8 protein-coding genes are annotated in these 7,934 nt (G+C 67.2%); 6 read left to right on the forward strand and 2 right to left on the reverse strand.

Translation table 11 applies throughout. The annotated features are described in order from the left end of the window. Nucleotides 1-169 precede the first annotated feature (169 nt). Both WBV89_RS21360 and WBV89_RS21365 read left to right on the forward strand, forming a co-directional pair. Nucleotides 170-538, forward strand: coding sequence for a hypothetical protein (locus WBV89_RS21360; protein ID WP_423983349.1), 369 nt, complete (start codon nucleotides 170-172; stop codon nucleotides 536-538). Between the two features lie 84 nt (nucleotides 539-622). Further along, nucleotides 623-2,209 (forward strand): AMP-binding protein, encoded by a 1,587-nt coding sequence (locus tag WBV89_RS21365; protein ID WP_423983350.1) that lies wholly within the window; start codon nucleotides 623-625, stop codon nucleotides 2,207-2,209. Nucleotides 2,210-2,255: 46 nt separating this feature from the next. Here WBV89_RS21365 and WBV89_RS21370 read toward each other — a convergent pair whose 3' ends face one another. Continuing rightward, entirely contained in the window at nucleotides 2,256-2,738 is a 483-nt protein-coding gene (locus WBV89_RS21370) for a hypothetical protein (protein ID WP_423983351.1), read from the reverse strand. 91 nt (nucleotides 2,739-2,829) lie between these two features. Between WBV89_RS21370 and WBV89_RS21375 the strand changes: the two genes are divergently transcribed. The 4 genes from WBV89_RS21375 (at nucleotide 2,830) to WBV89_RS21390 (ending at nucleotide 7,217) form a co-directional block, all read left to right on the forward strand. After that, a complete protein-coding gene (locus tag WBV89_RS21375) occupies nucleotides 2,830-3,894 on the forward strand; it encodes a dihydrodipicolinate reductase (protein ID WP_423983352.1) in 1,065 nt (354 codons plus the stop codon). A 98-nt stretch (nucleotides 3,895-3,992) separates the two neighbouring features. After that, nucleotides 3,993-4,985, forward strand: a complete 993-nt coding sequence (locus WBV89_RS21380) for a nuclear transport factor 2 family protein (protein WP_423983353.1) — start codon at nucleotides 3,993-3,995, stop codon at nucleotides 4,983-4,985. Between the two features lie 181 nt (nucleotides 4,986-5,166). Further along, a complete protein-coding gene (locus WBV89_RS21385; RefSeq protein ID WP_423983354.1) occupies nucleotides 5,167-6,741 on the forward strand; it encodes an acyl-CoA synthetase in 1,575 nt (524 codons plus the stop codon). 14 nt (nucleotides 6,742-6,755) lie between these two features. Beyond that, entirely contained in the window at nucleotides 6,756-7,217 is a 462-nt protein-coding gene (locus WBV89_RS21390; protein WP_423983356.1) for a nucleoside deaminase, read from the forward strand. A gap of 28 nt (nucleotides 7,218-7,245) precedes the next feature. Here the strand turns inward: WBV89_RS21390 and WBV89_RS21395 are convergent. Then, nucleotides 7,246-7,934: amidohydrolase family protein (locus WBV89_RS21395; RefSeq protein WP_423983355.1), on the reverse strand; the 689-nt coding region annotated here is incomplete at its 5' end.

The raw sequence follows: 7,934 nt of genomic DNA on the forward strand, positions 1-7,934 counted from the left end.
TGAAGAACAACTGCGCTACGAGAACCAACTCCTGCGCAATCAGTTGGCACGCAACGCCCAAGCGACGGCCGACCCCACACCCGTCAACGCACCGCCGCCTCCGCCTTCCGACGTCTGATCGACGGCCGATTCGCGATTGGACACGGACGCGCATGGGTACACCGCACCCATGACGTCACCAACACCCGCAGCAGACGAGTCGGTCATCGACGTCCTCGCGCGTTTTGCCGACGACGGATGGACCGCCGACCACATCGCTCGCCCCTACGCCAAGATGAGATGCGGGGTGTGTTCTCGACATTCCCTCGTCGCCGAACTCGACACGGATGCGATGCACCGCGTCGAAGGAGCGTCCGATCCTGACGACATGCAGATGGTCGTCGGCCTCACCTGTCCGTACTGCGCCTCGCGCGGCGCCGTGGTCCTCGCCTACGGGCCGTCCGCGTCGGAGACCGACTCGGAGTTCGTCGGCGCCTTGACGCTCGACAACCCGGCCGACCCGGTCGCCAACGATCCAGGAACGACCATCACGTCCTGACGGAGTACCGTCGAACCTGCTCCACCCGCGGGCACCCCGCATGATCGTCGACGACCTCACCTCCACACCGGCTCGGTACCGTCGATGAGCAGTCGGCTCGGTTCGTTGTTCGACGTGGCGAGCCGCGTCGGTCTGCTCGACCCACGGCGCGCGCCGGCGCTCACCGCAGGCACGGCCCGCTGGGGACCGACGATCGCCGCACCCGTCGCATCGACAGCGCTCGCCACACCGAACCGCATCGCCGTCGTCGACGACCGCGGCACGCTCTCGTTCGGGGCGCTCGACCGACAGTCGAGTCAACTCGCCAAGGGGCTTCATCGACTCGGCGCCCGACGCGGCGACCACATCGGCCTCGCCTGTCGAAATCATCGCGACTTCGTCGAACTGACCGTTGCCGCAGCGAAGGCGGGCCTCGGAGTCGTGTACCTCAACACGAGTTCGGCTGCTCCGCAGATGGCCGAGGTGATGGATCGCGAGCAGATCGCAGTCCTCGCGATCGACGCGGAACTGCTCCACCTCGTTCCGAACGAGGCGTTCTCTGCGCCGGTCATCGCCGTCGGAGTCGGCGGCCGCGACGACGACCACCCGAATCTCTCGCTGCACACCACGGAATCCGTTCGGGCGTCGGCCGGGCTCGGACCGCTGCGCGCGTCGATGCCGGTTGCACCGATTCTCCTGACATCCGGGACGACCGGCACGCCGAAGGGCGCCCGGCGCGGAAACCGAGCCGACCCGTCGGCCGCAGCGGGGATCATCGATCGCATCCCGTACCGCCACGACGACGTGATCGCGATCACCTCACCGCTGTTCCACGCGTGGGGGCTGGCGCAACTGTTCCTCGCAACGGCACTGGGAGCAACGGTGGTCCTGTCCACGTCGTTCGATGCAACCGAAACGCTCGCGCGGATCGAGCGGGAACGGGTGAGCGTGCTCGCCGTCGTCCCGGTGATCCTGCAGCGACTGCTCGCTGCACCCACACTCGACTCGACCGATCTGTCGTCGCTGCGGATCGTGGCGTCGAGCGGCTCGGCCCTGCCCGTGCCGGTCGTTCGCGAGTGGCTCGACCGCGTCGGTCCGAACCTGTACAACCTCTACGGATCGACGGAGGTGGGCCAGGCGACGCTCGCGACGCCCGACGACCTGCTGGCCCATCCGGACACGGCCGGACGGGCGATGACCGGGTCCGAGATCGTCATCCTCGACGACGACCGCATCCGGGTGCCGACGGGAACGATCGGAACGATCTTCGTCGGCAACGGCGCACAGTTCGATCGCTACACGGGTGGCGGCGGCAAGGAGATCGTCGACGGGCTGATGTCCTCCGGCGACATCGGCCACCTCGACGACGACGGATTGCTGTTCGTGACCGGGCGCGCCGACGACATGATCGTGAGCGGCGGCGAGAACGTGTTCCCCCAGGAGGTCGAGGACCTGCTCCTGGCGCATTCGGCGATCGCCGACGTCGCCGTGGTGGGAGTCGACGACGACGAGTTCGGCCAACGACTGGCGGTCTACGTGGTGAAGGAAACGGGCGCCCGGTTGTCGGCGACAGCGGTGAAGAAGCTGGTGTCGGACAACCTGGCGCGCCACAAGACCCCGCGCGACGTGCACTTCATCGACGAGGTTCCGCGCACGGCCACCGGCAAGGTGCGCCGCAACCAACTCGACTGACGATCCGGCTCGGACGTCCCCGGAGACCGGCCGGGTCTGACCGATGTCAGGAACAGGCGGAACTCAGGCGCTCGAAGGCCGCACTCGCTGCGGTGACGAGGTCGCCGACCGAATCTGCGACAGCCCCGGCAGCATCGATCGAGAACCCGTCGGTCAACGATTCGACCGATGCGCCGAACTCGTCGACCGCAGCCTGCAGATCATCGATCTCCTCGGAGGCGACGTCGGATCCACTCTCGCTCAACTCGTCGAGGTCGGAACGGATCGCATCGAACTGCTCGCTCAGACCATCGGTGTCGCCGGAGAGGAAGTCGAGGGTCGCGATTCCCTCGACGTCGGTCCGGAGGCGATCACCGGCGTCGCAGAACGCCTCCTGAGACGACTCGGAGCCGGTGTCCGAACCGCCACACGCCGCGAGAGCACCGAGCGACACGACCACGAGAACAGCGGTGACGGCGCGTCTGCCACCGCGCCGACGGGTCTCCCCGAGGCCCAGCGAACGGGCGGGCTCACAGGTTTGAAGTCGCATGGTCGTGGTCTCCTGCCTGGTGCGGAGGACCGACCGAACGCCCGGGCCCCACTGAATCGAATCTGAGACCTGCAACCTACAGTGACCGGCCATGACGATTCGTGTGGTCCAGTGGGGAAGCGGCAATGTCGGCCAGCACGTGATCCGGACCCTCGTGGAACAGCCGGACATGGATCTGGTCGGCCTGATGGTCACCAACCCCGCGAAGGCCGGCCTCGATGTCGGCGACATCGTCGGCCTGCCCTCCACGGGCGTCCTCGCGACCGACGACCTCGATGAGATTCTCGCCGTCGAGGCCGATGTGGTCCTCCACATGCCGCTCCCCTCCCTGGTCCACGGCGACGATCCCGACGCCGACCTGGACAACTTCTGCACGCTGCTCGCGTCGGGGAAGCACGTGGTCACCACGGTCGGATACATGTACCCGAAGGTGTACGGAGACGGCGTCATGGATCGTCTGACCGAGGCATGCCGGATCGGTGGATCGACGTTCCACGGGACGGGTGCCAACCCGGGCTGGTTCGGCGACCTGCTCCCGCTGCTGATGTCCGGGCTGTCGCTTCGGATCGACCGCATCGACGTGCAGGAGATCAGCAACTTCCAGCACTATCCGTCTCCCGAGATCATGTTCGAGATGATGAACTTCGGGCTGACCCCGCCGCAGTTCGAGGACAACTCGGCTCGACATCGGCGCTGGCTCGACGGTCTGTTCACCGAGGCGGTGCAGATGGTCGCCGACGGCATCGGGGTGTCGACGACGGGAACCAACTCCCAGGTCGAGACCTGGGTCACCGATCGCGATCTCGACACCGCAGCCGGTTGCGTGCCCGCGGGGACCGTGGCCGGACAGCGCTACCGCTGGGACGCTGTCGTCGATGACGTCCCGTTCGTCTCCCAGGAGACCGTGTGGAGAATGCACTCGACCGCGGCGCCCGACTGGCCGGTCGGCGACTGGTCGGTCCGGATCGTCGGTGAGCCCGAGATGAACATCGAGCTGAAGCACGGTTGGAATCGGAACGTCCTCGCGTCGACCGGCGCCCACGCGATCAACGCGGTTCCCTACCTGATGGACGCCGATCCCGGAGTGGTCACGTTCCTCGACCTTCCGATCGTCGCCGGACGCGGCGCACTCACCGGGGTCGGACGGACCCGCTGAACGACAGCGCGGCGGGCGCCGGGGCGTCGACGCTCCGAACCGTGCCGCGACGACGACCGCCACTACCGTCGGCCGTCGAACGACATGGGGGTGTCGCAATGAGCAGATCAACCGACGAGTTCGTCGACTCGTACGTCGAGGGAGTCGGCGACGGCGAGCCGGATCTCGGGCGCATCGTGACCGAGCCCTCGGGTCTCGACGCCGCAGCGATGTTGGAGGCACTCGCCCACCCGTGGTTCACCGAGCCCGGTCGCCAACCCGTTGCGCTGCAGATGATGGCGGACTTCATGGCGCCCGACGACTCGATCTACTACGACGCGATCTACGGCGCGTCCCACGGGCAGTCGGCGATCAGGAACTGGCTGATCCCGGTGATGGCCACGATCGACTTCATCGAGTTCGTCCCGACCGCGTCGCCGTGCGTGTTCGACGACGGACAGGGAGGCACCTCACTCGACGAATGGCAGATGGTCGCCGTGTTCGGAGAGGACCGCATGCCGCTGTCACGCGGCGTCAGCGTCCGCCGCTACCGCGACGGCTGGATCACGTGGGCATGCGACGTGTACGACACCGGGCCGTTCCGGGTGCCTCCCGCGCCGGACGCCGAGGTCGACGTCGACGCCGAACCGCTGCCGGATTGGCCGCGCACGGTCTGGCACCGCGACCACGATGTCGCCGAAAACGCCGTCGCGGACATCGACGTCGGAGCGGACGCCGACGAGTTCCACGAAACCGACTCGGTCTACCACGACCCGATCTTCGGTGAGATCCGCGGTCGAGCAGCGATCCGCGACTGGCTGACGGACGTGATGGGCAAGGTCGGCAACATCGTGTTCGAGCCACTCGGACCCGAACTCGACGACGGAACGACCACCGTGCAGGAGTGGCAGCAGATGGCGGTGCAACCCGACGGGCGTCGCGTCTTCATGACCCGAGGCACGAGCGTTCGGCGCCGCACCGACGGGTTCGTGACGTATGCGGCGGACTACTTCGACACGGCGTCGCTGATGGACCCCGACATCCAGGCGGCCGCGCTCGCCGCGGGGTCCACCCTCACCGCGGACGACATCGCCCGGTACCGCAGCTCCTGACCGCGGTTCTCGACGTCGAGCGATCGGTCCGATTCCACTTCGACACGCGCCTCCCAGGCGGCCCGCCGCGCGGCGGATTGCTAGTTTCGGCAGGACCCGGAACGGCGCGCGAAGGAGTGGGATGTCACCAACAACGGACGGTTCAGCGGAGTTCGAGGTCGATCCAGCGGAGCTGGCGTCGATGACGTCGTCACGCCCGGCCGGCCACGGGCCTGTCCGCGCCTACGACTGGATCGAACGGCACGCCGCGCACCGTCCGAACCAGGAGGCGATCCGCGACCTCGGTTCCGCTCGGAGCTTCACGTACGCCGACCTCGATCGTCGCGTCGACGCGATGGCAGCCCATCTCGCATCGCTCGGGATCGGTCGCGGAGACCGTGTCGCCGTGCTCGCGCAGAACGGTGTCGAGTACTTCGACATCCAGTTCGCATGTGCCCGCACCGGCTCGATCTGTGTGCTGTTGAACTGGCGGCTCACGGTGCCGGAGCTCGAGTACATCGTCAACGACAGCTCGCCGATGCTGATGGTCCACGACGTCTCGTTCACGGAGTCGGCCGTCGAATTGCAGCAGCGGTGCGCGATCGACGCACTGCTCGCGATCGACGGTGGTTCGCCCGACAGCGCCTACGAGCAGGCGCTCGCCCGTCACGAGGGCACGCGGGTCGAGCCGGAGCTGCTCACTCACGACGATGTCATCACGATCATGTACACGTCGGGAACCACCGGCCTGCCGAAGGGGGCGATGATCACCCATGGCATGAACTTCTGGAACGCCGTCAACCTCGGCTTTCCGGTGGGCGTCGGACCGGACACGGTGCATCTCAACGTGTTGCCGCTGTTCCACACCGGCGGTCTGAACTGCTACTCCAACCCGGTGCTGCACGCCGGTGGGACCGTCGTGATCCTGAAGGCTTTCGAGCCCGGCGAGACCCTTCGTCTCCTCGGTGATCCCGATCAGGGCATCACCCACTTTTTTGCCGTGCCGGCTCCTTACCAGTTCATGATGCAGCACCCCGACTTCGCCGAGACCGACCTGTCGCGACTGAGCGTCGCCGGCGTCGGGGGCGCTCCGTGTGCGCTGTCGATCATGGAGGCCTGGACCGAGCGTGGAGTGCTGCTGATGCAGGGGTTCGGGATGACCGAGACCAGCCCGGCATGCATCGCGCTCAACGCGGGTGACGCGCTGCGCAAGGTCGGCTCGACCGGTAAGGCGTTGGTCCACGCCGAGTTCCGGATCGTCAACGGGGACGGTGACGACTGCGCACCTGACGAGATCGGCGAACTCTGGGTCGCGGGGCCGAACATCACGCCCGGCTACTGGAACCGACCCGACGCCACCGCCGACGCCTTCGAGGGTCGCTGGCTCAAGACCGGCGACGCGGCGCGGATGGACGACGAGGGGTTCGTCTACATCGTCGACCGGTGGAAGGACATGTACATCTCGGGCGGCGAGAACGTGTATCCGGCCGAGATCGAGAACGTGCTGTACCAACTCGCGGCGATCGCCGAGGCCGCGATCATCGGGATCCCGAACGACCGTTGGGGCGAGGTGGGGCTCGCCGTGCTGGCGCTGAAACCAGGAGCCGAAATCGACCGAGCGACCGTCGTCGAGCACTGCGTGAGCCGCCTCGCGAAGTTCAAGGTGCCGAGCGACATCGCGATCGTCGACGAACTCCCCCGCAACGCGACCGGCAAAGTCCTCAAACGCGAACTCCGCACCCAGTTCGTCTCCGCCGACGCACCCCAGATCTCCTGAGCGACATGAGCGACATGAGCGACAAGGACGACACAGCGTTTCTCGACATCGCGATCGAGCAGGCGCGGATCGGGCGCTCCGAGGGCGGAATCCCGATCGGCGCGGCGCTCGTCTGCGACGGGCGGGTGCTCGGGGCCGGCCGCAACCGTCGCGTGCAGGACGGCAGTGCGATCCATCACGGGGAGACGAACGCGCTCGAACTCGCCGGTCGCCGACCTGCGGACGTCTACGCCCGCTCGACGATGTACACGACGCTGTCGCCGTGCCACATGTGCACCGGAGCGATGCTGCTCTACGGAATCAGGCGGGTGGTGATCGGTGAGAACCGCACCTTCATGGGAGCCGAGGACCTCCTGCGCGAACACGGGGTCGAGGTGGTCGTCGTCGATTCCGACGAATGCGTCCGGATGATGACCGACTTCATCGCCGAGGAGCCGTCGCTCTGGAACGAGGACATCGGCGAACCCGACGCGTGATGCTGCCCATCCGATCCGCGCCGCTGTGTCAGGCGGGAGCGGGTTGGGCGCCGCGTTGGAGTCGCCCTGGACGATCGCCGGTGAGCACGCCGTTCTCGACGGTGACCCGTCCACTCTTGATCGTCGCGACGTAGCCGTCGGCCGGTTGCATCAGCCGCGTGCCTCCCGCCGGGAGGTCGTCGACCAAGCGGGGCGGCTTGAGCGCCAGTCGGGCGTGATCGATCACGTTGAGGTCGGCGAGGTAACCGGGTGCGACGACACCCCGATCGTGCCAACCCACGTGCTCGGCGGTGCGTTGGGTCTGTTGGTGGACGACGAACTCGAGGTCGATCTGCTCACCGCGTGCTCGATCGCGGGTCCAGTGCGTGATCGCGGTCGTCGGGAACGTGCCGTCGGAGATGACGTTGCAGTGCGCCCCGGCGTCGGACAGTCCGAACATCGAATGGTCGGACAGGATCATCTCGCGCACGTCGTCGAGGTTCCCGTTCGCGTAGTTCATCAGCGGCATGTACAGCAGTTGACGGCCCTCGTCGGCGAGCATCAGGTCGTACATCTTCTCGACCGGTTCGACGCCGTCCGCAGCGGCCAGACCGGAGACGCTGTCCTCGGGGGTCGGCTCGTAGTTCGGCGGGTCGGTCAGCGGATACATGCGGTCGTATCCGGCGTGGATCAGCGCCGGGAAGTCGCGGACGCGCACCTCTGCGTGCTCGGCGATGA

This window comes from Ilumatobacter sp., from assembly GCF_049588435.1.
GTDB lineage: Bacteria > Actinomycetota > Acidimicrobiia > Acidimicrobiales > Ilumatobacteraceae > Ilumatobacter_A.